Annotated in this window: 17 protein-coding genes; 7 read left to right on the top strand and 10 right to left on the bottom strand. The window is 68.9% G+C overall.

Annotated elements, in window-relative coordinates:
* Positions 1–334 precede the first annotated feature (334 nt).
* The 4 genes from gltB (at position 335) to MB1_RS00460 (ending at position 9,637) form a co-directional block, all read left to right on the top strand.
* Positions 335–4,936, top strand: coding sequence for a glutamate synthase large subunit (gltB, locus tag MB1_RS00475; RefSeq protein ID WP_066902637.1), 4,602 nt, complete (start codon positions 335–337; stop codon positions 4,934–4,936).
* The gene (locus tag MB1_RS00470; RefSeq protein ID WP_066902635.1) at positions 4,929–6,395 is read left to right on the top strand and encodes a glutamate synthase subunit beta; all 1,467 of its coding nucleotides are present in this window, start codon (positions 4,929–4,931) and stop codon (positions 6,393–6,395) included. Before gltB ends, MB1_RS00470 begins: the two co-directional genes overlap by 8 nt.
* Before the next feature lie 335 nt (positions 6,396–6,730).
* Positions 6,731–7,657: a cutinase family protein gene (locus MB1_RS00465; RefSeq protein WP_066902633.1), complete on the top strand. Its 927-nt coding sequence runs from the start codon at positions 6,731–6,733 to the stop codon at positions 7,655–7,657.
* A 165-nt stretch (positions 7,658–7,822) separates the two neighbouring features.
* A complete protein-coding gene (locus MB1_RS00460) occupies positions 7,823–9,637 on the top strand; it encodes a wax ester/triacylglycerol synthase family O-acyltransferase (protein ID WP_066902631.1) in 1,815 nt (604 codons plus the stop codon).
* Positions 9,638–9,781: 144 nt separating this feature from the next.
* Here MB1_RS00460 and MB1_RS00455 read toward each other — a convergent pair whose 3' ends face one another.
* The gene (locus MB1_RS00455; protein WP_169801572.1) at positions 9,782–11,122 is read right to left on the bottom strand and encodes an MFS transporter; all 1,341 of its coding nucleotides are present in this window, start codon (positions 11,120–11,122) and stop codon (positions 9,782–9,784) included.
* Between the two features lie 198 nt (positions 11,123–11,320).
* Here MB1_RS00455 and MB1_RS00450 point away from each other — a divergent pair, with 198 nt between their 5' ends.
* Positions 11,321–11,878, top strand: a complete 558-nt coding sequence (locus MB1_RS00450; protein WP_066902628.1) for a MarR family winged helix-turn-helix transcriptional regulator — start codon at positions 11,321–11,323, stop codon at positions 11,876–11,878.
* A 15-nt stretch (positions 11,879–11,893) separates the two neighbouring features.
* Positions 11,894–13,447: an acyl-CoA synthetase gene (locus MB1_RS00445; RefSeq protein ID WP_066902626.1), complete on the top strand. Its 1,554-nt coding sequence runs from the start codon at positions 11,894–11,896 to the stop codon at positions 13,445–13,447.
* Between the two features lie 70 nt (positions 13,448–13,517).
* On the opposite strand, the gene MB1_RS00440 is transcribed toward MB1_RS00445, so the two are convergent.
* From MB1_RS00440 to MB1_RS00420, 5 genes are all read right to left on the bottom strand, one after another.
* Positions 13,518–14,255 carry an IclR family transcriptional regulator gene (locus tag MB1_RS00440; RefSeq protein ID WP_066902624.1) on the bottom strand — a complete coding sequence of 246 codons (738 nt, stop codon included), beginning with the start codon at positions 14,253–14,255 and terminating at the stop codon, positions 13,518–13,520.
* Positions 14,256–14,303: 48 nt separating this feature from the next.
* Positions 14,304–16,136, bottom strand: a complete 1,833-nt coding sequence (locus tag MB1_RS00435) for an acyl-CoA dehydrogenase family protein (RefSeq protein WP_066902622.1) — start codon at positions 16,134–16,136, stop codon at positions 14,304–14,306.
* A gap of 71 nt (positions 16,137–16,207) precedes the next feature.
* Complete coding sequence (locus MB1_RS00430; RefSeq protein WP_066902620.1) at positions 16,208–16,660, bottom strand: MaoC family dehydratase; 453 nt, start codon at positions 16,658–16,660, stop codon at positions 16,208–16,210.
* Entirely contained in the window at positions 16,657–17,535 is an 879-nt protein-coding gene (locus MB1_RS00425; protein ID WP_157083828.1) for an amidohydrolase family protein, read from the bottom strand. Before MB1_RS00425 ends, MB1_RS00430 begins: the two co-directional genes overlap by 4 nt.
* A 29-nt stretch (positions 17,536–17,564) precedes the next feature.
* Positions 17,565–18,488: an SDR family oxidoreductase gene (locus MB1_RS00420; RefSeq protein ID WP_066902618.1), complete on the bottom strand. Its 924-nt coding sequence runs from the start codon at positions 18,486–18,488 to the stop codon at positions 17,565–17,567.
* A gap of 175 nt (positions 18,489–18,663) precedes the next feature.
* Here MB1_RS00420 and MB1_RS00415 point away from each other — a divergent pair, with 175 nt between their 5' ends.
* Positions 18,664–19,125: a MarR family winged helix-turn-helix transcriptional regulator gene (locus MB1_RS00415; RefSeq protein ID WP_066902616.1), complete on the top strand. Its 462-nt coding sequence runs from the start codon at positions 18,664–18,666 to the stop codon at positions 19,123–19,125.
* 88 nt (positions 19,126–19,213) lie between these two features.
* Here the strand turns inward: MB1_RS00415 and MB1_RS00410 are convergent, their stop codons facing one another.
* The 4 genes from MB1_RS00410 to MB1_RS00395 are packed head-to-tail and all read right to left on the bottom strand — an operon-like array spanning position 19,214 to position 23,308.
* Complete coding sequence (locus MB1_RS00410) at positions 19,214–20,503, bottom strand: FAD-dependent monooxygenase (protein ID WP_066902614.1); 1,290 nt, start codon at positions 20,501–20,503, stop codon at positions 19,214–19,216.
* A gap of 47 nt (positions 20,504–20,550) precedes the next feature.
* The gene (locus MB1_RS00405) at positions 20,551–21,264 is read right to left on the bottom strand and encodes a maleylpyruvate isomerase family mycothiol-dependent enzyme (RefSeq protein ID WP_066902612.1); all 714 of its coding nucleotides are present in this window, start codon (positions 21,262–21,264) and stop codon (positions 20,551–20,553) included.
* A 2-nt stretch (positions 21,265–21,266) separates the two neighbouring features.
* Positions 21,267–22,124 (bottom strand): fumarylacetoacetate hydrolase family protein, encoded by an 858-nt coding sequence (locus MB1_RS00400; protein ID WP_066902610.1) that lies wholly within the window; start codon positions 22,122–22,124, stop codon positions 21,267–21,269.
* Positions 22,121–23,308: a cupin domain-containing protein gene (locus tag MB1_RS00395; RefSeq protein ID WP_066902608.1), complete on the bottom strand. Its 1,188-nt coding sequence runs from the start codon at positions 23,306–23,308 to the stop codon at positions 22,121–22,123. Before MB1_RS00395 ends, MB1_RS00400 begins: the two co-directional genes overlap by 4 nt.
* Positions 23,309–23,336 lie beyond the last annotated feature (28 nt).

Here is a 23,336-nt window from a genome sequence, read left to right as displayed (position 1 = left end):
CGACCGCGGCTGGCGACTCGCCGCGGTCGGCATTTGTCATTCCCCGTCAGGCATCGCGAAGGGCTGGTTGCGACTCGATCGTTCGGTGAGGTGGACCCAACTTAGGTCGTCCTTCTTTGGTAGAGGACGGCCGTACCGCCGTATCCTTGAATATCGGTCGTAGGACTGACATGTCCTGCCTTGACCCACGCTCGCGCCCTCGAGCGGTCGGATCGACCTTTCGTTGGCGTGCGCTGTTTGGGTGCGCGTTCAGCGTCGAATGTGCACGCCGGAACCTCGGTGAGGTGTCTGCCTGCGGGTGGGCACCGTCGTCGACCAGCCCCGAAGGCAGCCCATGGTGCACTTTCCGGGAGACCGCCGCCCCCAGCGGCAAGGTCTCTACAGCCCCGCTCAGGAACACGATTCGTGTGGTGTCGCCTTCGTGGTCGACATGCACGGCCGCAAAGGTCGAGACATCGTTGACAAGGCGATCGCCGCGCTACTGGCGCTCGATCATCGCGGCGCCGCCGGCGCCGAACCGAATACCGGTGACGGTGCGGGCATCCTGATCCAGGTCCCCGACCGTTTCCTGCGCGACGTGGCCGATATCGACCTCCCGCCACCCGGTAGCTACGCCACCGGCATCGCCTTCCTGCCCCAGGGACGTGCCGATGTCGTCGAGGCGACGGCCGCGGTGGAGAAGATCGTCCTCGACGAGGGACTATCGGTCTTCGGCTGGCGTGAGGTGCCCACCGACGACTCCTCGCTCGGCGCCCTGGCCCGCGACGCGATGCCGACCTTCCGGCAGATCTTCATCGGCTCCCCGGACGGTTCGCTGTCCGGGATGGACCTCGAACGACGCTGTTACGTCGTGCGCAAGCGCGTCGAGACCGAACTCGGTTCCGAAGGCCCCGGCCGCGACGAGCCCGGCCGGCAGAGCGTCTACTTCCCGTCGCTGTCCGGCGCGACGATCGTCTACAAGGGCATGCTGACCACCCCGCAGCTGCGCGCGTTCTACCTCGACCTGCAGGACGACCGGGTCGAATCCGCCCTGGGCATCGTCCATTCGCGGTTCTCGACCAATACCTTCCCGTCCTGGCCGTTGGCTCACCCGTTCCGGCGCGTGGCGCACAACGGCGAGATCAACACCGCGACCGGCAACGAGAACTGGATGCGGGCCCGCGAGTCGCTGATGGAGACCGACGTCTTCGGCGGCACCGAGGCGCTGGCCAAGATCCACCCGATCTGCACCCACGGCGCGAGCGATACGGCCCGCTTCGACGAGGCTCTCGAACTGCTGCACCTGGCCGGCCGCAGCCTGCCGCATGCGGTGCTGATGATGATCCCCGAGGCGTGGGAGAAGCACGCCACCATGGCTCCCGAGGTACGCGATTTCTACCGCTACCACTCGATGATGATGGAGCCCTGGGACGGTCCGGCGTCGATCTGCTTCACCGACGGTGACGTCGTCGGCGCGGTCCTCGACCGAAACGGCCTGCGCCCCAGCCGCATCTGGGTGACCGACGACGGCCTGGTCGTCATGGCGTCCGAGGTCGGCGTGCTCGATATCGAGCCGTCGCGCATCGTCGAACGTCGCCGTCTGCAGCCGGGCCGGATGTTCCTGGTCGACACCACGCAGGGACGCATCGTCTCCGACGAGGAGATCAAGTCCGAACTGGCCGCCGCCCGCCCCTACGGGCAGCTGGTCGAGCAGTCGCTCGTCGAGATCGAGGATCTGCCCGATCGCCCGCACGTGCACATGAGCCACGAGCGGGTGCTCGCCCGGCAGATGGCCTTCGGCTACACGCAGGAGGAGCTGAACCTGCTGGTCGCGCCGATGGCGCTCACCGGCGCCGAGGCGATCGGTTCGATGGGTACCGACACCCCGATCGCCGTGCTCTCCGCGCGGCCGCGGATGCTCTTCGACTACTTCTCGCAGCTCTTCGCGCAGGTGACGAACCCGCCGCTCGACGCGATCCGCGAGGAGGTCGTCACCTCCCTGGGCGGCACGATCGGCCCCGAGGGCGACCTGCTCGACCAGGATGCCCAGCCGCCGCGGCAGATCCACTCGCCGCAGCCGATCCTGCACAACGACGACCTGGCCAAGCTCGTCCACATCAACGACGACGGCGAGTACCCCGACCTGCGGTCGGTGGTGGTGCGCGGACTCTATCGGGTCGCCGACGGTGGGGCGGGCCTCGCTCGCGGACTCGAGACGATCCGCCGGCAGGTCAGCGCCGCGGTCGCCGGCGGCGCGAGCATCGTGATCCTCTCGGACCGCGAGTCGAACGAGCATCTCGCGCCGATCCCGTCGCTGCTGCTGGTCTCGGCAGTGCACCAGCACATGGTGCGCGAGCGGACCCGCACCAAGGTCGGGCTGATCATCGAGGCCGGTGACGCCCGCGAGGTGCACCACATGGCGTTGCTGCTCGCCTTCGGTGCGGCGGCGGTCAACCCGTACATGGCGTTCTCGTCGATCGAGGACATGCTCGCCAACGGCGCGATCGACATCGACCACGACAAGGCGGTCAACAACTACATCAAGGCCGCCGGCAAGGGCGTGCTGAAGGTGATGTCCAAGATGGGCATCTCCACCCTGGCGTCCTATACCGGCGCGCAGCTGTTCCAGGTGATCGGCCTGTCCCAGGACCTGGTCGACGAGTACTTCACCGGCGTCGAGTCCCCGCTCGGCGGTGTCGGTCTCGACGACATCGCCGCCGATGTCGCGCAGCGGCACCGATTGGCGTACCTGGAGAACCGGTTCGAGCGGGCCCACCGCGAGCTCGAGGTCGGCGGCGAGTACCAGTGGCGCCGCGAGGGTGAATACCACCTGTTCAACCCGGACACCGTCTTCAAGCTGCAGCACGCCACCCGCAGCGGCCGGTACGACGTCTTCCGCGAGTACACCTCGTTGGTCGATGACCAGTCGAAGCGGCTGGCCACCCTGCGCGGGCTGCTCGAGCTGTCGTCGGATCGCGAGCCGATCCCGATCGACGAGGTCGAGTCGGTCGCCGACATCGTCAAGCGCTTCTCCACCGGCGCGATGAGCTACGGCTCGATCTCCTCCGAGGCGCACGAGACCCTGGCCATCGCGATGAACCGCATCGGCGGCCGGTCGAATTCCGGTGAGGGCGGCGAGGATCCGCGGCGCTTCGAGCCGGACCCGGAGACCGGCGACTGGCGGCGCAGCGCGATCAAGCAGGTCGCCTCGGGCCGCTTCGGCGTGACCTCGCACTACCTGTCGAACTGCACCGATATTCAGATCAAGATGGCGCAGGGCGCGAAGCCCGGTGAGGGCGGCCAGCTTCCGGCGCACAAGGTCTACCCCTGGGTGGCCGAGGTACGGCATTCGACGCCGGGCGTCGGACTGATCTCCCCGCCGCCGCACCACGACATCTACTCGATCGAGGATCTCGCGCAGCTGATCCACGACCTGAAGAACTCCAACCCCGACGCCCGCATCCACGTGAAGCTGGTCTCGGAGGTCGGCGTCGGCACGGTCGCCGCGGGTGTCTCGAAGGCGCATGCCGACGTGGTGCTGATCTCCGGCCACGACGGCGGTACCGGTGCGAGCCCGCTGACCTCGCTCAAGCACGCCGGTGCCCCCTGGGAGCTCGGCTTGGCGGAGACGCAGCAGACGCTGCTGCTCAACGGATTGCGCGACCGGATCGTCGTGCAGGTCGACGGCCAGCTCAAGACCGGCCGCGACGTGGTGATCGCCGCGCTGCTCGGCGGCGAGGAGTTCGGCTTCGCCACCGCCCCGCTGGTGGTGTCGGGCTGCATCATGATGCGCGTCTGCCACCTCGACACCTGCCCGGTGGGTGTCGCCACCCAGAATCCGGTGCTGCGCGAACGCTTCACCGGCAAGCCGGAGTTCGTGGTCAACTTCTTCGAGTTCATCGCCGAGGAGGTCCGCGAGCTGCTCGCGTCGCTGGGCTACCGCACGCTCAACGAGGTGATCGGCCGCTCCGAGCTGCTGGATACCCATGCGGTCGAGGCACATTGGAAGGCGTCGAAGCTCGATCTGGCGCCGATCCTGCATCAGGTCGAGTCCGCGTTCATGAACCAGGACCTGTACTGCACCGGCCGGCAGGACCACGGGCTGGACAAGGCGCTCGATCAGCAGCTGATCACCCAGAGCCGCGCCGCCCTCGACAAGGGCGAGGCGGTGGCCTTCACCAGCCGTATCACCAACGTCAATCGCACGGTCGGCACGATGCTCGGCCACGAGCTGACCAAGGTGTACGGGGCCGAAGGGCTCCCGGACAATACGGTCGACATCACGCTGGAGGGATCCGCGGGCAACAGCCTCGGCGCCTTCCTCCCGCGCGGTATCACCCTGCGCCTGCACGGCGACGCGAACGACTTCGTCGGCAAGGGGTTGTCGGGTGGACGGATCGTGGTGCGGCCGTCGGCCGACGCTCCGGCCGGATTTGTCGCGGAGGACAACATCATCGGCGGCAACGTCATCCTCTTCGGTGCCACCTCGGGTGCGGCCTTCCTGCGCGGTGTGGTCGGCGAACGATTCGCCGTCCGCAACTCGGGTGCCGTCGCGGTGGTCGAGGGTGTCGGTGACCACGGCTGCGAGTACATGACCGGCGGCAAGGTCGTCGTGCTGGGCAAGACCGGCCGCAACTTCGGCGCCGGCATGTCCGGCGGCATGGCATTCGTCTTCGACGAGGACGGCACGCTCGCCGGCAACGTCAACACCGAATTGGTCGACCTCGAGCCGCCCACCGCGGGCGACGGGGCCTGGCTGTTGAAGATCATCGCCGAGCATCTCGAACTGACCGGCTCGGCGGTCGCCCAGCGGATCCTCGCCGACTGGGAAGGAATGGTGGATCGCTTCGTGAAGGTGATGCCACGCGACTACCGACGGGTGCTCGAGGCCGTGGCCCGAGCCGAGCGCGACGGCACCGATGTCGACGCGGCGATCATGGAGGCGGCACGTGGCTGATCCGAAGGGCTTTCTGACCCACACCTCACGGGAGACCCCGACACGTCGGCCGGTCGATCTGCGGCTGAGCGACTGGAAAGAGGTCTACGAGGACTTCGCCTCGGACACCCTGCGCACCCAGGCGAGCCGCTGTATGGACTGCGGTATCCCGTTCTGTCACAACGGCTGTCCGCTGGGGAATCTGATCCCGGAGTGGAACGACCTGGTCTACAAGGACCGGTGGCTCGACGGGATCGAGAGGTTGCACGCGACCAACAATTTCCCGGAGTTCACCGGCCGGCTCTGCCCGGCGCCCTGCGAGGCGTCGTGCGTGCTGGGTATCAACCAGGATCCGGTCACCATCAAGCAGGTCGAGGTCGAACTGATCGACCGCGCCTTCGACGAGGGTTGGGTGCAGCCGGTCTATCCGGTCTTCCTGACCGGCAAGCGGGTCGCGGTGGTCGGCTCGGGTCCGGCGGGTCTGGCCGCCGCCCAGCAGCTCACCCGGGCCGGGCATACCGTGACCGTCTTCGAGCGGGCCGATCGCATCGGCGGGCTGCTGCGCTACGGCATCCCCGAGTTCAAGATGGAGAAGCGGCATATCGATCGACGGATCGCCCAGATGGAAGCGGAGGGCACCGTCTTCCGCACCGGGGTGAACGTCGGTGTCGACATCACCGCGGAGGATCTGCGGGCGACGCACGACGCGATTGTCTTGGCCGGCGGCTCGACGATCGCCCGTGACCTGCCGATCGAGGGCCGCGAGCTCGACGGTATCCATCAGGCGATGGAGTTCCTGCCCTGGGCCAACCGGGTGCAGCTCGGCGACGACGTCACCGACGCCGACGGTCTGCCGCCGATCAACGCGCGTGGCAAGAAGGTCATCATCATCGGCGGTGGCGACACCGGTGCCGACTGCCTGGGCACCTCGCTGCGGCAGGGTGCCGAGTCGGTCCACCAGCTCGAGATCATGCCGCGCCCGCCGGCCGAGCGGGCCGACTCGACCCCGTGGCCGACCTACCCGCTGATGTACCGGGTGTCCTCGGCGCACGAGGAGGGCGGCGAGCGGCTGTTCGCGGTCAACACCGAGCGTTTTGTCGGCGAGGACGGCAAGGTCACCGCGCTGCAGCTGCACGAGGTGAAGTTCGAGGCCGGCCGGTTCGTCAAGGTCGAGGGCACCGACTTCACCCTCGGGGCGGACCTGGTGCTGCTGGCGATGGGCTTCGTCGGGCCGCAGCGCGAGGGCCTGATCGAGGATCTGGGCGTCGGGTTGACCGATCGCGGCAACGTCGCCCGCGACGACAACTGGGCGGCGGATGTCGACGGCGTCTTCGTGGCCGGTGACATGGGGCGCGGTCAGTCGCTGATCGTGTGGGCGATCGCCGAGGGGCGGTCCTGCGCCGCGGCGGTCGACCGGTACCTGGCCGGCACCTCCGAACTGCCGTCGCCGATCGAGCCGACCCGCCTCGCCCAGCGCTGAGGTCACACCGCCGAGGTCACACCGCGGCGATCGCGGCGAGTGCACCACGATGCCGTCCGGAGGATTTCCCTTCGGGCGGCATCGTCGCATTCGGGGCAATACGGGCATTCTTCGGTCGAAGCGGTTCGGGCGGTGCACGTTTCGCCAATATCGTGTCATCGCCGCCGCGGGGCGGAGTTGGCCGAATCGTTATCTGTTGTCCGCCTACTCGTGGATGGGCGGACCGGGCCGTCGCCGTCTACGATCTGATCGGTGACCGGCGACGCTCCGACGCGTCGCCTCAGGGTCCTTCGGGGACTCGAACGGTCGGAATCTTGGTCGGAAGGATTGTCTACATGCGGGTGCGGTTGGGCCGCAGTCGAGGACTGGTGGCCGCTGTGGCGGCGCTGATGATGTCGGCTTCGGCGGCGGTGATCGGAAGCGCTCCGGCGGCCGCTCAGCCCGGATGCCCCGGCACCTATGCGCTCGCGATCCCCGGCACCTGGGAGACCGGCCAGTCCGGTCCGTCCCAGCCCGGCATGCTGAGCGGCGTTGTCAACACCCTGCGCGCCAACGGGGTGCGGGCCGACTACGTCAGCTACGCGGCGACGGCGTTCCCCTGGGAGGGCGAGACCTACGGCGCCTCGAAGAACCAGGCGGTCGCGGCGGCAAATCTGATGATCCAGACGATGGCGCTGCAGTGCCCGTCGACCAATTTCGCCCTGGTCGGATACAGCCAGGGCGCCGACGCCGCCGGTGATGTCGCCGCGGGGATCGGCACCGGGGCCGGGGTCGTCGCGCCGGACAAGCTGGTGGCGGTCGGGCTGCTGTCCGATCCGCGTCGCGCCGAGTCGGACACCCTGGTCGGTCCGCCGGTCCAGGGCAGCGGCGTCGGCGGTGCGCGCCCCGGCGGCTTCGGCTGGGTCAGCCCGGTCGTGCGGACCTTCTGCGTGACCGGTGACCTGTACTGCTCGACCCCCGAGGACGACTACGTCAGTCGGATGGCCGGCTTCCTGGCGATCCGCTCCGACCCGTCGCCCACGCCCGAACTGGTCGCGGTCTACCAGCGCGAAGCGGTCGAGATCTGGAACGAGATCGCCGCGGCCGGTGGGGTGGGCTTCCTCCAGCAGGAGACCACCGACCCGGAGGTCGCCGCGCGCCGCGACCAGCTCGAGCAGTTCTACGAGTCGGGCGTTCACCACGACTACGCCAGCTACGTCGTCGACGGGTCCGGGGATACCGCCACGCAGTGGGTGGCGCAGTACATCCTGTCGAAGTCCTGACGCGGCATACTCCGCTTTCACCGAGGCCATCCCCGCGAGGGGGTGGCCTCGGTGCTTTTCCGCACAGCGAAATCGGACACGAGATCGTGGTGTGTTCTTCGGCACGATGACGCGGACCTGTCACCGAAGAGCCCGTCGTCGTCGACTGGCTGTCGAAGGAGCGCCATGCAGCAGCTCACCGGTCTGGACCAGATGTTCTTCGCCCTGGACTCCCAGACCACCAACGCCGTCCTCGGGGGGCTCGTCCGCTTCGAACCGCTCGCCGACGGGCACAGCGGGCCGGACGAGGACTTCATGCGCAAGCGGTTGGCCGAGCGGCTGCCGTTCATCCCGCCGATGAACAAGGTGGTCCGCGAGGTGCCGTTGGCCCTGGACTTCGGCTACCTGGCCGATCCCGGCCGCATCGACATCTCCGACCACATCCGCACCGTCCACCTACCTCCGCCCGGTGACGAGAAGTCGCTCGCGGAGGAGGTCTCGCGCATCATGGGCTTCCCGCTGCGGACCGATCGGCCGCTGTGGGATCTCTGGATCATCAAGGGCCTCGCCGACGGCAGCATCGCGATGCTGCTGCGCATCCATCACGGCATGGTCGACGGCTCGACCATGCCGAGGATCTGGGACCTGTTCTCCGACGAGCCGCGCGAGGAGTTGGTCGCCGAGAAGACGGGCGCGCCGCTGCCGGAGCCCTTCCTCGGTGACCTCGAGATGGCTGCCCGCGCGGTCACCGGCACCCTCAAGCGGCCGCTGACGATGACCCGACTGACCTATCGGTTCGGCAAGTGGGTGGTCTCCCGGTACCCGGAGGACGGGCTCACCACGATCCCGGGTCTGGTCACCAAGCTGCTGCCCGGCGTCGCCGGTCGCGGCGGCACCCGGGTGGTCAATCACTTCCGCCGACGTCGGGGCGCGACCGATATCCAGCCCTACCTGGAGACCTGGTTCCCGCCGCGCACCCCGTTCAACTCGCGGGCCTCGAGCGCGCGGCACTTCGTGTTCTCGGAGTTGCCGCTGGCGCGGGTCAAGGGCGTCGGCAAGCGGATGGACGCGACGTTGAACAACGTCGTCGTCGCGGTCTGTGCCGGCGCGGTGCGCCGGTACCTGCTCGAGCTCGGCGAGGTCCCGGATCGGCCGCTGTGCGTCTGCGTGCCGGTATCGCTGCGGCACGAGAACATCGAAGCGCCCTGGTCCAACCACGTGCACATGATGTTCAGCGACTTCCCCACCCACATCGCCGATCCGATCGAGCGGGTCCGGGTGGTCACCGAGGATCTGGTGCGGGCGAAGAACTCTTTCGACGGGTTGCCGACCCATCTGATCCGCGAGGCGAGCAACTTCATTCCCCGCGACACCTTCGCGTGGATGACCAAGCTGTGGATCCGGTTGCCGGAGAAGTACTCCCGCGCACCCTGGAATGTCGTGGTCAGCAATGTGCGGGGGCCCTCGAAGCCGGCGACGATGGCCGGGGTCAAGGTGCTCGGCTATTGGCCCGCGTCGTTCCTGTCGATCGGTGGCGGCCTGAACATCACGCTGCAGAGCTATGTCGACACGATCTGCTTCGGCTTCATCGGCGCCCCCGAGTTGGTCGGCGACCTGTGGCCGCTGGTCGACTACATGAACGAGGCGCTCGAGGAACTCGAGGCCGCCGTCGACGCCCGTGAGGCGGCACACAGCCCCGCCGCCGCGCACAATCCGGCACCCCCGGCCGTCGGACCCTCCGAGGGTGAGGTGCGCGCCGAGATCGCCGCCCCGGCCGAGGGTGAGGTGCCTGCCAAGATCGCCGCCCCCGCCGAGATCGTCGACCCGGACGAGGGCGCAGGACCCACCGATGCCGCCGAGCCTGCCGCGTCGGTCACCGAGCCGATCGCCGATGGTCCCACCGAGGCACCGCCCGCCCCGGTACGCGCGGTCAAGCCCCGCAGGGCCTCCGCGCGCACCTCCACGGCCCCCGTCACCCGGATCAACTCCGTCGCCCACTGATCCACCGTTCGAAAGTGGAGTCCCACCCGCGCCGAGCGCGGGTGGGACTCCACTTTTGAATCTACTTTCGGGGCCGGAACAACCACAGAAGCCGGTGACCGCTTCGGGGCGGTCACCGGCTTCCGTCGATGTTGAGTGTGCCGATCAGGCGGCGGGTTCCTTGTGGTCGTCGAGCGTGCGGCCCAGCGCGCTTTCCAACTGCATCGCGTCGAGGGCGTTGTCGCCGCGGTAGGTGCGGTGCAGCAGCAGCACGGCGACGCCGGAAACCGCGAGCACGGCCGCGTAGACGAGGTAGACATCCGGGGCGGTCAGACCGCGGGCGAGCAGGAAGGCGGCGATATTCGGCGCGAGGAAGGCCACGATGCGCCCGAAGCCCATCATCAGGCCGACCGCCGAGGCGCGGATCGCCGTCGGGTAGATCGGCGGGCTGATCGCGTAGAACGCCGCGACACCACCGTTGGCGGCGAGGCCGACGAGCACCGCGAGGAAGAGCACCAGGGCGGTATTGGTGAAGAAGGTGCTGAACAGGAAGAACGACAGGGTGCCGAAGAACATCACCAGAGCGGCGACCACCCGCGGGTTGATCCGCAGCGACAGCGCCGCGAAGAGCAGTGCGCCGATGACGCCACCGGTGGCGACCAGCGCCTGAGCGGTGATGCCGATGGTGTCGTCGCCGGTCGACTGGGCGACCAGGGTGGCGGTGAAGCTGTTCGCGAAGTAGAACGCGGCGATCAGCAGCGCGTACGAGATCCACAGCAGGGCGGTGCGGCGCAGCATGATGCCCTGCCACATGTCCTTGCCGAGCGAGGGCTTGATGATCGACGACGTCGGCTCGGGCAGGTCGTGGTCACCGGCGATGCCGAGGCGGCGGCCGATGCGGTTGTAGGCCTCCCGTGCCCCGGACGGGCGCTTCTCGACCAGGAAGTTCACCGATTCCGGCAGGGCGAAGTAGGCGTAGGCGGCGAGCAGGGCGGTCACCGCGGCGGAGAACAGGAACGGGCCGTGCCAGCCCCAGTGGCTGATCAACCAGATCGACAGGAAGCCGCCGATGGCCGCGCCGAGCGGGAAGCCGATGCCGTAGATGCCCATGACCGTGCCGCGCTTGGAGTCGGAGGCGTATTCGGAGACCAGCACGTTGATGCTCGGCACGATGCCGCCGAGGAAGAGGCCGGCAAAGAAGCGGAAGATCAGGAACAGCGTGAACGTGGGGGCGAGTCCGGACAGCACCATGCCGACGACGATGAGCACCAACGACCAGAGGATGTGTTTGCGTCGGCCGAATCGGTCACCCAAGGGCCCGAGCGCGGCGGCGCCGACGCCCATGCCGAGGGTGCCGATCGACGCGACCAACCCGGCCTGCCCGAGCGAGAGGTCCCACTCGGCGCGCAGCGCGGGCAGCGTGAAGGCGGTCACGAGAATCTCGTACCCGTCGACCACCGTCAGCAGAATGCAGATGACGACGACGTTCCATTGGAACCTCGTCATTGGGTTCAGGCGGATAGCGTCCCGCAGTTCCATGGGCTTGTTCCCTACTCTTTTCGGGCACACCCGATCGACGGAAGGGATCTGTGATGCGCACCTGGTTCCACTAGCACTGTGTCTCAAAACACTATATTGTCCCAATATTGACAGTCAATAGTGGGACAACCTACGTTCGTTCAGCAACGAGAGGCGGGGCCCGACATGACGATGGAGGAGATCGGCGGCGGTACGCGGGGAAGTGGGGTTCCCACCTTCACCGAGGAGGTTCGGCGGCGCACCAAGACGCGCTTCCCCGATGCCGAACTCGACGCGACCGCGGTCGGAATCTCATTGGCGCGCGCCGCGCAGGCGCACGCCGTGCTGTCGGAGAACGTCGTTCACCGACAGGACCAGCGGACATGGCTGTCGTTCCGCGTGTTGTACGTCGTCTGGGTGTTCGCCCCGGTGAGTGCTCGCGACGTCGTCCGAAACCTCCAGCTCAGCAGGCAGACGGTTTCGAATACCTTGCGGGCGTTGGAATCCGACGGATTGATCAGTCGTACTCGCAACAACGCCGACGCGCGGGTGATCACCCTCGAGCTCACCGACGCCGGTCGGGACAGCATCGAGGCGGCGCTACAGCGCCAGTTCCGGCTCGACGATCAGTGCTTCGGCGGCCTGACCGCGCAGGAGCGTCAACAACTGGTCACCCTGCTCGACAAGGCCCGGTCCGGGATCGCCCGGGTCGACGCCGGTGGGTCGGGTGCCGACGATGAATGAACAAGGGAGCACGACATGTCTCGACCCGACGTCAGTGTCCATGCGTGGTTCGCCGCCCGTGCACAGCGCTCGCCCCAACGCCGGGCGATCAGCTTCGAGGGGAGGTCCACCGGCTACAGCGAATTGCAGCAACGCGTCGAACGGCTCGCCGGCGGCCTGGCCGCCGCCGGCATCGGCGCGGGGGACCGGATCGCCTTCCTCGGCCACAACCAGCCGGTCCTGATCGAGACCTTCCTCGCCGCCAATCGGCTCGGCGCGATCTTCCTGCCCCTGAACTTCCGGCTGGCGCCACCGGAACTCGCCTTCATCCTCGAGGACTCCGGCGCGGTCGCTATCGTCTGCGATTCCTCCCATCGGCCGGTCCTCGATCGCGTGGACACCCTTCCACCCCTGCGCATCCACGCCGAGGACGCGGTGGTGATCCTCGACGACGGCGACCATCTCGGCTACGGATGGGCCTCCTACGAGGACCTGATCCGCGACGGGCTGACCTCGACGCCCGCGGCGGCGCAGCCGGACGACCCGGCGATCCTGATGTACACCTCGGGCACGACCGGGCAGCCCAAGGGGGTCATCCTCACCAACGGAAACCTGTTCTGGAACAACATCAATCTCGAACACCTCTATGACGTGCACGAGGACGATGCGACCCTGGTCGTCGCCCCGATGTTCCACATCGCCGGGCTGAACGTCACGATCTTCACCACCCTGCTCAAGGGCGGCGAAGTGGTGATCCACCGCAACTTCGACCCCGCGGCCGCGCTCGCCGAGATCGAACGCTCCCGGATCGCCACCACCTTCATGGTCCCCGCCATGCTGTCGGCGATCAGTGACCACGCCGCGTTCGTCGACGCCGACCTGAGCACCCTGCGCGTGGTGATCTGCGGCGGCGCGCCGGTCCCCGAGCCGCTGCTGCGCCGCTACGCCAACCGCGGGATCGGCATCCTGCAGGGCTACGGTCTGACCGAAACATCGCCCGCCGCAATCTTCCTCACCGCCGAACATGCGCTCACCCGGCTGGGATCGGCCGGTATGCCGCCATTGTTCGTCGAGGCGCAACTGCGCGCCCACGACGGCTCGGTGGTCACCGAACCGGACACCCGCGGCGAGATCTGCCTGCGCGGCCCGAACGTCTCGCCCGGCTACTGGCGGCGCCCCGACGCGACCGCCGCCGCCCACGACGCCGACGGCTGGTTCCACACCGGTGACATCGGGGTGCGCGACAAGGAGGGCTTCTACGCGATCGTCGACCGGGTCAAGGACATGGTGATCACCGGTGGGGAGAACGTCTCGCCCGCCGAGGTGGAGAGCGCCGTCTTCGGCCACCCCGCGGTCCTCGACGTCGCCGTGGTCGGGCTGCCCGACGACCGGTGGGGCGAAGCGGTGACCGCGGTGGTCGTCCTGCGGCCGGGGGCGGCGCTGACGCTGGCCGAATTGCGGGACTACTGCGCCGAATCCCTGGCCCGCTACAAGCTGCCCGGGCGGCTGCACATCATGTCGGAGCTGCCCCGCAACGCCGCGGGCAAGGTGGTCAAGTTCCGATTGAAGACCACCCTGACCGCCATCTGAGCCCACCATCTGAGCGCGGAGACGAAGGCCGGGACCGACTGGATCGGTCCCGGCCTTCGTGCGAGCGGGATCAGCCGGACAGTTCGGCGCTGAGGGCGTCGGCGCCGCGACGCAGGGCGGCGGCGAACTTCGGTACCCGCGTCGAGCTGTAGCGCACCGACGGAACCGAAACCGACATCGCGGCAATCGGTTTGCCGTCGGTGCCGGGGACGGGTACCGCTACCGCGGCGATGCCGCGCTCGGTATCGCCGACATTGACCGTGTAGCCGCGGCAGCGGGCGGACGCGAGCTCGGCGGCAAAGATGTTCCGGTCCTTGCCGGCGAGCAGATCGGGCTCCTCGACCGGGTAGAGGGTGTCGAGCTCCGGGCGCGGCAACAGCGCCAGCAGCATCTTGCCGCCGGAGACCAGGTGCGCGGGCATCGTCTGCCCCTGTCGGGAGCTGATCTTGAGCGCCTGCTGCGCTTCGACACTCGCGACGAATTGCACGTCGCGGTTGACCCGCACCACCAGGTGGCAGGTCTCGTCGAGCGCGCCCATCACCATCCCGAGATAGGGCAGCGCCCGCTCGGCGAGCTTCGCGGTGGCCGGGTTGCGCTTCATCAGGGTGGCGAACGCCGGGCCGGGGATATAGCAGCGGTCGTCGGTCTGCCGCACGAAGCCGCGATAGCGCATGGTCGACAGCAGCCGGTGCGCGGTGGACGGGGCCACTCCAAGCTCCTTGGCGGCGTCGCTGACGCTGATGCGTTGCTGGGCGGCCAGCGACACCAGCAGTCGCAGGGCGTTGTCGACGGATTCGAGGTAGGTCATGGGGACCTCGGAGGGAAGGGCGCGCAGTCGGTGTCCGACGTCGGAACGTCAGAGGGCCGCTTCGTGCAGGGACATCGGATTGTCGGTCAACAGATCCGCGGATCGGGCGCTCGCGATGGTCACCGGCAGCACCTGGCGGGCGAACCAGCGACCGGCGGCCTCGTAGCCGGCGAGTTGCTCGCCGTCACGGGTGCCGTCGGCGTCCTCGGACGCCAGCCGCTGCGCGGCGCGCTCGGCGGCGCGCAACAGCAGCCAGCCGACCACGACGTCACCGATCGCCAGGAGCAGCGGGGTGGCGCCGAGTCCGGCGACCTGGATCGAGCCGTTGGTGGCGCGGGCGATCGCCTGGCGGCTCATCCGGGTCACCGCGTCGACGGCTTCGGCCAGCAGCTGCCCCTCCGCCGCGAAGGGCGGATCGATCGCGAGACGGGCTGCGGTGTCGTGGATGTCGGTGAGCAGCAGGTCGAGCTGCTTGCCCTCGTCCGGGACGATGCGTCGGGTCAGCAGGTCGATCGCCTGGATGCCGGTGGCACCCTCGTAGATCGAGTCGACCTTGGTATCGCGGGCGTACTGCTCGACCGGGTAGTCGGCGAGATAGCCGGAGCCGCCGAAGGTTTGCAGGCATTCGGAGCTGATCACGCGGTAGGCGTTCTCGGCGTTCCAGGTCTTGACGATCGGCAACAGGAAGCGGTGTCGGCCGGTCGCCGCGTGATCGGTGTCGCCGGCGGCCGCGGCGGCCTCCATGCGATCGAGCAGCGTCGCGGTGTACAGGTAGAGCGAGCGCGCGCCCTCGGCGTAGGCGCGCTGGGTCAGCAGCGACCGGCGGATATCGGGGTGCTGCGCGATCGGCTGCGGCCCCGAATCATTCGGCGCGCCGAGCGGCACGCCCTGCACGCGGGTGACCGCGTAGTCGCGGGCGTTGAGGTGCGCGCTGGACAAGGCCGCCGCCGCCTTCACCCCGACCAGCAGCCGCACGTAGGTGATGATGTGGAACATCTGCCGCAGGCCCTCGTGTGTATCGCCGAGCAGGGTGCCCACCGCGGGCTCGTCGACGCCGAACGACAGCTCGGTGGTCGGCGAGGAGTGCAGACCCATCTTGCGTTCCAGGCCGGTCGCCCGAACCCCGTTGCGGCCGAGGATTTCCCCGGTCTCCGGGTCGTAATGCCGCGAGGGCACCACAAACAGCGACAACCCCTTGGTGCCGGGGCCGCCGGCGCCCTCGGTCGCGACCGGGCGGGCGAGCACGAGGTGAACGATATTGTCCGCGCCGTCGTGCTCACCCCAGGTGATGAACCGCTTGACCCCCTCCAGATGCCAGGTGCCGTCCGGCTGCGGGATCGCCCGGGTGCGGGCGAGGCCGACATCGGAACCGGCGTCGGCCTCGGTGAGCACCATGGTCACCGCCCAATGCCTGTCGATCACCAGATCGGCCAGCCGCCGCTGCGTCGGGGTGCCCGAGGCGCGCAGCAGGGCGACGACCTGCGGCATCACCAGGGTGCTCATCGCCACCGAGGGGTTGGCCCCCAGCGCGAGTTCGGCGATCGCCCACCGCAGAGAGGGCGGGACATGTGGTCCCGCCTCCTCCGGCGGCAGTTCCATCGCCAGCCAGTCCGACGCGATGTGGCTGCGCATCGCATCGGCGATCGGCTCCGGCAGGATCACCTCGTGGGTGCTCGGCCGGTACTGCCCGGACGCCGACTCCCCGGACAGGAAGCTGGGTGCCAGCTCGTTCTGCGCGAAGGATTCGGCGTGCTCGAGCAGGTCTCGGGAGGTCTCCTCGTCGATTCCGTCGTAGGGCGTCGCCCCGTAGTACTGCCGGCCGCCGAGCACATCGAACAGCAGGAAGGCGATGTGTCCGAGATCGCTGCGGTAGTGCGACATATGTCTGCTCCGTGGTCTTTCTACTCCGGGGCGAGCCGGGCGGGACGGGGATCGGATCGGTGCGGTGCGGATCAGGACAGGAAGCGGAAGACCGGCCGGGCGATGCACGCGGGCTTCGCCTGTCCCTCGACCTCGACGACCGCGTCGAAGCTCAACTGGCGCCCGGCGGGCAGATCGGTCACCTCGGCGACCGTGACGTTGATCCGCACCCGCGAATCGACCGGAACGGGCGCCGGGAAGCGCACCTTGTCGAGTCCGTAGTTGATCTTCGTGGTGACGCCGGTGACATCGAGAACCTTCTCGAACAGCGGAATAACCAGGGCCAGAGTCAGATAGCCGTGCGCGATCGTCGTACCGAAGGGGCCGTCGGCGGCGCGCACCGGATCGGTGTGGATCCACTGCGGGTCGTCGGCGGCATCGGCGAAGGTGTCGATCCGCTTCTGGTCGACATGCACCCATTCGCCGGGGGGCAGCGGCTTGCCGATCAGGTCGTCGAGGTCGGCGAGGGCGATGGTGGTCGTCATGCCGCACCCCCGAGGCCGAGCACCCGCAGGGCGTTCTGCTTCATGATCAACGGACGAACCTCCGGTTTCAGGTCGAGCAGTTCGAAGTCGGACAGCCACCGGTCGGGATCGATCACCGGGTAGTCGGTGGCGAAGAGCACCTTCTTGCGCAACATGCCGTTTGCTGCGCGAACCAGCTGCGGCGGAAAGTACTTCGGCGACCACCCGGACAGGTCGATATAGGCGTTCGCCTTGTGGGTGGCGATCGAGATCGCGGTGTCCTGCCACGGCACCGACGGGTGCGCGAAGATCACGTTCAGGTTCGGAAAGTCCGCGCACACATCGTCGAGCAGGATCGGGTCGGAGTAGCGCAGCTTGATGCCGCCGCCACCGGGCATCCCGGCGCCGATACCGGTCTGCCCGGTGTGGAAGACCGCGGGCAGGCCGTGCTCGGCGAGCACCTCGAGCAGCGGATAGGCGCTACCGTCGTTGGGGGCGAAGGCCTGCAGGCTGGGGTGGAACTTCAGCCCCCGGATGCCGTGATCGGCGATCAGTTCCCGCAATTCGGCCACGCCGTCGGCGCCGCGCCGCGGATCGATCGACGCGAAGGGGATCAGCACGTCGTCGTGGCGGGCCGCACCCTCGGCGACGTCGATATTGCTGATGCGGCGCTGGCCGGTCGACAGTTCCGCATCGACGGTGAAGATCACCGCCGCGATGTTCTTCTCCCGGTAGCGCTCGGCGATCCGATCGATCGACGGGGTGCGCTCCCCGGCCTTGAAGTACTTCTCGGAGGCGTCGAGGAACGGCTGCGGCAAGGCGCAGTGGCCGTGGTCGTCGATCTCCACGTGCACGTGGGTGTCGATCGCGACGAGGTCATCGAGATTCAGAGGCATCGTTGCGCTCCTTTCGGTTTCGGGACCGGTCAGGCCGGCGGCGGGGGCAGCTGCTCGCCGGCGGGCTGCAGGTGCTCGGCGAAGGACTTGGGCCACGCCGCGGCGATGTCGTCGGCCGACCAGCCGCCGTCGTGGAATTCGGTGACCACCGGATCGGCCTGCCGGTAGAGCGAGAGCTTGTCGCCGCCGATGCCGATCGCCTGGCCGGTGACCTCCGCCGCCTCGTCGGAGGCGAGGAAGACCGCCAATCCCGCGACGTCCTCCGGGGGGCCGAAGGCCAGGTCGCGACGCGCGTACGGGGGCAGCGGTTCGCCGGCCTCGAGCGCGTCGACGTAGGGCTTGAGGAAGGGCACGGTCGCGGTCATCGCGGTCGCGGCGACCGGCACGATCGCATTGGTGGTGATCTTGTCGCGGGCCAGTTCGAGGGCCCACACCTTGGTCATCGCGACCAGCGCGGCCTTGGCGGCCGAGTAGTTCGACTGGCCGAAGTTGCCGAATTGTCCGGCGGGCGAGCCGATCAGGATGATCCGGCCACCGGTGCCCTGCTGCTTGAAGTGAATCGCCGCGGCCCGGCCTAGGGTGAAGCTGCCGCGCAGGTGCACGTTGATCACCGCGTCGAAGTCCTCGTCGGTCAGCTTCCACAGCACCTTGTCGCGCAGGATGCCGGCATTGGAGACGACGATGTCGAGCGAGCCGTGCTCGGTGACGGCGTGCGAGACCAGCGCGTCGGCGGCGTCCGAGGTGCCGACGGCCACGGCGAGGTGCGAGGCGTTGCCGCCCGCGGCGCGGATCGAGGCGGCGGCATCGGCGGCGACCTGCTCGTCGACGTCGTTGACCACCACGCTCGCCCCGGCGGCGGCCAGAGCGCGGGCGTAGGCCAGGCCGAGTCCGCGGCCGCTTCCGGTGATGACGGCAACCTTGCCGGTGAGGTCGACGGTGGAGGGGCTACTCATGGTCTTGGGTGGATCCCTTCGCGTGGAGCCGGTGCGGCGATCGGGGGACGATCGCGCCGGTGGGTGATCGGGAGGGCGCTGCCGGGTGGGTGTCTACTGGAAGCGGTCCCACCCGAAGTAGTTATGAATCATAATAGTTATGAATCATATGTAAACACGGAAGAGGTTTCGAACTGTGACGAGCGACACATTCGACGGCGTGAGCGGTGGTCGTGGGCCCGACATGCTGCTCGGTGACCTGGGATTTCTGGTTGCCCGGCTCGGTGCGGCCGCGCAACGGACCCTGACCGACGCCCTGTCGGGATCGGGACTGCGGGCCCGTCAGTACGCCCTGCTGCAAATGGTGGCCGACACCGGACGCTCCCAGCGCGAGCTCGGACCGCTGCTCGGGCTCGAGGCCAGCAACGTCGTGACGCTGGTCGATCAGCTGGTCGCGGCCGGCTACGTCGAACGTCGCTCGGACGAGCGGGACCGCCGGGTGCGGCTGGTCGCGTTGACCCCCGCCGGCGTCGGGGTGCTCGACGGCGCCGCCCGGATCTCCCGCGAGGCGGAGGATCGCCTCTTCGGCGCTCTCGACGCGGACGAGCGGCGCGACCTCGGGGAGATGCTGCGCAAAGTGGTCAAAACGGTCGTCTGACCCGCCCACCACCGCGCGAGAGTGACAGTTTCCGGGGTTGAACCGTAGAAACTGTCACTCTCGCCGAGGTTTGTACGGCCGGCCGGGGTCAGGACGCTGTCGGTGCGGTGAGCGGGCTGTAGGGGATCGGTTCGAACATCGGCGCCAGCTCGGCCGGCTGCGTCGCGGTCGGGCCGTAGAGCCAGTCGACAAACGAATAGTCGTGCACGTCGCGGGCTCGCAGCACCTCGTTGCGCCACCGTCGCCGATCGCCGGCAACGTGCCACAGCTCGCCCCACTTCCGGGCGGTCGACAGCACCCGCCGGCAGTGTGCCGGGCGCACCGACTCGTAGCCGGCGAGGGCGGCGGTCCAGTCGACGCGACCGGACGCATCCCTATGCGCGGTGGCGTGGTGGGTCAGGATGTACGCGTCCTCGATCGCCATCACCGCCCCCTGTGCCAGGTATTGCAGCGGCGGATGGGCCGCGTCGCCGGTCAGCGCGATCCGGCCGGACACCCAGGTGTCGATCGGATCCCGGTCGAACATCCGCCACCAGCGGTCGCGCCACATATGCGGCAGCCCGATGCGCACCTGCTCGCAGGTGCCGGCGAAGGCGGCGTCGAGCTCGTCGGGGGTACCCCAATCCTCGAAACCGGCCAGGGCCTTGGGGGATTCGAATACCGCGACCTGGTTGAACATCTCCCCGCCGCGCAGCGGGTACTGCACAAAGTGGCTGCCCGGGCCGACGTAGCAGACCACGTCGTCCAGGGAGATGTCGTTGCCACGGACGGTGTCGATCGGCACGGCGCCGCGGTACGCGACGTAGGCGGAGCTGACCGGTTGGTCGTCGCTGAACAGTGGGCGCACCAGCGAATGCAGTCCGTCCGCGCCGAGCAGCAGATCGGCGGTGTCGACCCGCCCGGCACTGATCGCCCGGGCTCCGTGATCGTCCTGCTCGACGGCGGTGACCGCGCAATCGGTGACCAGATCGACGCCGAGGCGCTGCGCCGCGCGCAGCAGGGTGCCGTGCAGATCGGAGCGGTGGATCACCACATAGGGTGCGCCGTAGCGCTTCTCGGCGTCGACCAGGTCCAGGCGGGTCAACTCCTCGCCGTCGACGGCATCGCGCATCACGATCGACCGGGGCAGCACGCCGAGCTCGGCGATCTCGTCGAAGAGGTCCCACTCCCGAAGGATGCGTGTGCAATTCGGGGCGATCTGCAGCCCCGCGCCGACCTCGCCGAAGGCGGGGGCCTGTTCGAGGACCCGGCAGGTCAGACCGGCTCGGGTCAGGGCGACCGCGGAGGCGAGGCCGCCGATGCCGCCACCGACGATCAGGACATCGACGCGCGCGGGTTCGGGCGCCTGCGCGTCCCCGGGAACGTGTTGAGTGGTCATGCGAAAGTTCCTCCGATTCGGGCTGATTCGGGTGCCGGCAGGCTGGGTCACAGCCAGGGCGGCAGGATCGGTGCGGGCTGCGCACCGGCATCGGGCGGCAGTGTCTCGCGCCCGGTGAGCCAACCGGCGAGGGTGGTGGTGTCCGCCTCGAGGCGGGCGGCGTCCCCGATCCCGTCGACCTTCCACTCGCGACCGGTGTCGGTGGCCGCCAGCAGCAGAGCCGGGCCGTCGCCGGCGGTGGACCGTTTGGCCACCACGTCGTCCACCAGGGCGTCGGCGACGTCGAGCGGCACCGAGATGAAGTTGCCGGCCGGGTCGATGTCGACCGCGTGCACGACGACCTCACGGGTGCGCAACCAGGGGATCTCCGACGCCGGCAAGGTCCGCCCCTGCGCGGTGCGCACCGGCGCCGACCACTGCCGGTCGGTCAGGACGTCCAGGTCGGCGGCGAGCCGGTCCGCGGTCTCGGTGAACCATGCCCGCAGCTGCGAGACCGGCCGCGTCGCACCGGCTTCGATGTCGGCGGCGCGTTGGCCGGCCGAGGTGTACATCGGGGTCTCGACGCCGGTGCGCGCCCAGGTCGCCAGATTGCTCAACGCCGTGGCATTGGCCGCGACGTGGGCGAGTAGATGCCGGCCGGTCCAGCCGGGCAGCCGGGTATCGGCCGACAGGGTCGCATCGTCGAGACCGTCGACCACCGAGGCGAACCAGGCGGTACCCGCGCGCATCCACACGCGGGCCGCCTCCGGGGTACGCGTCACCGTCAGGCCCCGGCCGCCGCGACGACGGCCGGATCGGCGGTGACGAGGTTGTCGAGGGTGCCGATGCCCTCGATCCGGGTGACCACCCGCTGCCCGGCGGACAGGTAGCGCGCCGGCGTGCGGGCGTGGCCGACCCCGCCGGGCGTGCCGGTGGCGATCAGATCGCCGGGGCGCAGGGTGATCATCGTCGAGACGTACTCGATCAGGTGGACCGGATCGAAGACGAGATCGCCGGTCGAATCCTTCTGCATCGGTTCGCCGTCCACCTCCGAGGAGATGGTCAGGCTCGGGCGTACCCCGCCGGGAAGTTCGTCCGGGGTCACCACGACCGGGCCCACGGGAGTCGACGACTGCCAGTTCTTGCCCTGCAGCCATTCGCGCGTCCGGAACTGCCAATCGCGGGCGGTGATGTCGTTCAGCACGGTGAATCCGGCGATCGCCGCCTCCGCCTCCGCGCCGGTCGCCCGCCGCACGGTGGCGCCGACGACGATGGTCAACTCGGCTTCCCAGTCGAATTCGGTGGTCTCGTCCGGGCGCAGGATCGGATCGTTCGCGCCGATCAACGTGTCCGCGAACTTCGAGAACAGGGTCGGATACTGCGGCAGGTCACGTCCCATCTCGAGGATGTGGTTGCGATAGTTGAGCCCGACGCAGACGACCTTGCCCGGGGCGAGGACCGGTGGGGCGTAGTCGACGCCGTCGGCCGACGACCGCGGCCCGTCGATGGTCGCGGCCGCCGCGAGCCCGCCCGGCGCCGCCAGCAGTGCGCCGACATCGGCGTAGCCGAGATCGATCACCTCGTCGCCCTCGACGCGCACCGCGCGGGTGCCCTCCTCGGTGCGGATGGTTGCCAATTTCATTGCTGTCCTCCGGTAGTGGTGATCTGCTCGCGGTGGCCGTGCAGGGCCGCGAAGATGGGGGCGTCGCCGAACTGGAACAGGTCGAGGGCGCCGGAATCCGAATCGCTCGCCGAGGCTTCGCCGGTCACCGACAGTTCCGCCCAGGACGGGACGACGAAGAGGTCGCCGCGGGTGACCGACCAGCGGTGCTCCCCGACGGTGACGACACCGCTGCCGTCGAAGACCTGGTAGACCGACGAGCCGACCTCGCGGCGCGGGGCGGTTGTGGTGCCGGTGGTGATGCGGTGCGCCTGGGTGCGGATAGTCGGCAGCACATCGCCACCGGTCGTCGGGTTGATATAGCGGACCGCGGCGTGGCCGGGTTCGACGACGCCCGGGTAGCCGGCGGCCGCCAGGTCGAGCTGATCGCGCAGCGCGGCGTCGGTGTGCACCCAGCGGTAGTTGAGCAGCGGGGTCGCCGAGGTCGGTTCGGTGAAGGCGACCGGACGCACCCCGGGATGTCCCCAAAGTTGCTGGGAGCGTGAGCGGTCCGGAGTGATGCGCTCGGCATCGGAGATCGCCTCGCGGCCGAACTCGAAGAACTGCTGTTCGGTGTAGTACTGGAACGGAATGTCCAGGCCGTCGATCCAGGCCATCGGCCGGTTGGCCGCGTTGTGGTGCGCGTGCCAGTTCCAGCCGGACTGCGGCAGGAAGTCGCCGCGGTTCATCGGCACCGGATCGCCGCCGACCACCGTCCACACGCCCTCGCCTTCGACGACGAAGCGGAAGGCGTGCTGGGTGTGGCGATGCTCCGGGGCATCCTCGCCGGGCAGCAGATACTGGATCGCCGCCCACAGCGTCGGGGTGGCAAATGGGCGGCCCCCGAGGGTCGGGTTGGCCAGCGCGATCGCTCGACGTTCGCCGCCGCGGCCGACCGGTACCAGGTCGCCGGCGCGATCGGCCAAGGCCAGCAGCCGATTCCAGCGCCACAGATGCGGTGTCGCGGCCGACCGTGGATGGCCGGGCATCAGGTCGCCGATCTCGGTCCACAGCGGGACGAGCAGCTCGCGTTCGAAGCCGCGGTAGAGCTCCTCGAGGGCGGGGGACGGGTCCGGCTGCCCCGGCCCGGCGACCGCGTTCAGGTGTACCGGGGAGGACGGTGCGTCGGTATCGGCGGGAAGCGCGTTGTCGGACAGTGTGCTCATGGAGGCGACGCTAAGGGCGTTCCGGCTG

It is taken from the genome of Millisia brevis NBRC 105863, assembly GCF_001552615.1.
In the GTDB taxonomy this organism is placed as follows: domain Bacteria; phylum Actinomycetota; class Actinomycetes; order Mycobacteriales; family Mycobacteriaceae; genus Millisia; species Millisia brevis.
The sequence above is the reverse complement of the archived record's forward strand: the minus strand, read 5'-3'. Positions and strand labels throughout refer to the sequence as shown.

What these genes read in the sequence shown, in the direction of transcription:
- gltB (WP_066902637.1), top strand. Translation starts at nt 335, where the DNA reads ATGGTGCACTTTCCGGGAGACCGCCGCCCCCAGCGGCAAGGTCTCTAC.
- MB1_RS00465 (WP_066902633.1), top strand. Translation starts at nt 6,731, where the DNA reads ATGCGGGTGCGGTTGGGCCGCAGTCGAGGACTGGTGGCCGCTGTGGCG.
- MB1_RS00460 (WP_066902631.1), top strand. Translation starts at nt 7,823, where the DNA reads ATGCAGCAGCTCACCGGTCTGGACCAGATGTTCTTCGCCCTGGACTCC.
- MB1_RS00455 (WP_169801572.1), bottom strand. Translation starts at nt 11,122, where the DNA reads ATGACGAGGTTCCAATGGAACGTCGTCGTCATCTGCATTCTGCTGACG.
- MB1_RS00450 (WP_066902628.1), top strand. Translation starts at nt 11,321, where the DNA reads ATGACGATGGAGGAGATCGGCGGCGGTACGCGGGGAAGTGGGGTTCCC.
- MB1_RS00445 (WP_066902626.1), top strand. Translation starts at nt 11,894, where the DNA reads ATGTCTCGACCCGACGTCAGTGTCCATGCGTGGTTCGCCGCCCGTGCA.
- MB1_RS00440 (WP_066902624.1), bottom strand. Translation starts at nt 14,255, where the DNA reads ATGACCTACCTCGAATCCGTCGACAACGCCCTGCGACTGCTGGTGTCG.
- MB1_RS00435 (WP_066902622.1), bottom strand. Translation starts at nt 16,136, where the DNA reads ATGTCGCACTACCGCAGCGATCTCGGACACATCGCCTTCCTGCTGTTC.
- MB1_RS00430 (WP_066902620.1), bottom strand. Translation starts at nt 16,660, where the DNA reads ATGACGACCACCATCGCCCTCGCCGACCTCGACGACCTGATCGGCAAG.
- MB1_RS00425 (WP_157083828.1), bottom strand. Translation starts at nt 17,535, where the DNA reads ATGCCTCTGAATCTCGATGACCTCGTCGCGATCGACACCCACGTGCAC.
- MB1_RS00420 (WP_066902618.1), bottom strand. Translation starts at nt 18,488, where the DNA reads ATGAGTAGCCCCTCCACCGTCGACCTCACCGGCAAGGTTGCCGTCATC.
- MB1_RS00410 (WP_066902614.1), bottom strand. Translation starts at nt 20,503, where the DNA reads ATGACCACTCAACACGTTCCCGGGGACGCGCAGGCGCCCGAACCCGCG.
- MB1_RS00400 (WP_066902610.1), bottom strand. Translation starts at nt 22,124, where the DNA reads ATGAAATTGGCAACCATCCGCACCGAGGAGGGCACCCGCGCGGTGCGC.
- MB1_RS00395 (WP_066902608.1), bottom strand. Translation starts at nt 23,308, where the DNA reads ATGAGCACACTGTCCGACAACGCGCTTCCCGCCGATACCGACGCACCG.